Annotated in this window: 1 protein-coding gene; it reads right to left on the reverse strand. The window is 49.6% G+C overall.

Annotation, left to right across the window (positions count from 1 at the left end; translation table 11 throughout):
• The coding region (locus F8B77_RS17625; RefSeq protein ID WP_167512860.1) for a hypothetical protein at nucleotides 1–1176 on the reverse strand (1176 nt) is incomplete at both ends.

The following is a 1176-nucleotide window of genomic DNA, read 5'->3' on the forward strand; positions in this document are numbered from 1 at the left end:
GATGCGTTGCTGGTTGTTGCTGCTGTTTGCACCGTGGCGAACGACACAATACTGCCATCGACGCTGTCAATTAACTCTTGCAGCATCGCCACATCCGCTATCGCTGTTTCGTCTGCAATGGCATTGCGATACGCCAATAGATTATTGGCGTTATAACTCAAACCTCGAATACTGAGTAACACTGCCGAATCGATACTGTTGGCATCATTACTGACTGCCGCTGCTTGTACCTCTGCAACCGCATTAATGCTGGCATCGACACTGCCTATCAGTGCTTGCAACGCAGTCACGTCGGCGATGGTACTTTCTGATGCAATTGCGCCTTGATAATCACTGATATTGGCGTTGTTGTGAGTCAAACCGCGAATGGCGCTCAGTGTCGGTGCATCAATGTTCAATGCGTTGCTGCTTGTGGCTGCCGTTTGTACTGCAATAAACGCGATGATGCTCGCATCAACACTGTCTATCAAATTTTGCAACGCCGTTACATTGGTAATCGACGCTTCACCTTCTATCGCCTGTTGATAATCGTTGAGTGCCGCTTGATTAAATGTTAGTGAGCGAATGTCCTGTAACGTCGCGGTAAGCACATTGCTCGCATTACTGATGGCCACCGCATTTTGTACCACAGCAAACGCCGTTACACTGGCATCAACACTGTCAATCAACCCTTGCAGTGCCGTGAGATCGGTAATCGCACTTTCTGCCGCAATCGCGTCTTGGTAATCAATCATATTGGTGCTGTTGTGGGTCAGACCGCGAATGGCGCTCAGTGTTGGCGCATCAATGTTCAATGCGTTACTGTTTGTGGCCGCCGCTTGTACCTTGGCGAAGGCTGTGATGCTCGCATCAACGCTGTCAATCAAACCTTGCAGTGCGCTCAGGTCGGTAATCGTACTTTCTGATGCTATCGCGTCTTGGTAATCAGTGACATTGGCGCTGTTATGAATCAAACTGCGGATCGCGCTCAGCGTTGGCTCATCAATGTTCAATGCGTTGCTGCTTGTGGCCGCCATCTGCACCGCAACAAAGGCACTTACACTGGCATCGACATTATCGAGCAAAGCTTGCAACGCTGTGATGTCACTAATCGTGGTTTCAGCAGCAATCGCGTCTTGGTAATCAATTATATTGGCGCTGTTGTAGGTCAAACCACGAATGGCGCTCAGTGTTGGG

Origin of the sequence: Aliivibrio finisterrensis (genome assembly GCF_008933155.1) — a bacterium.
In the GTDB taxonomy this organism is placed as follows: domain Bacteria; phylum Pseudomonadota; class Gammaproteobacteria; order Enterobacterales; family Vibrionaceae; genus Aliivibrio; species Aliivibrio finisterrensis.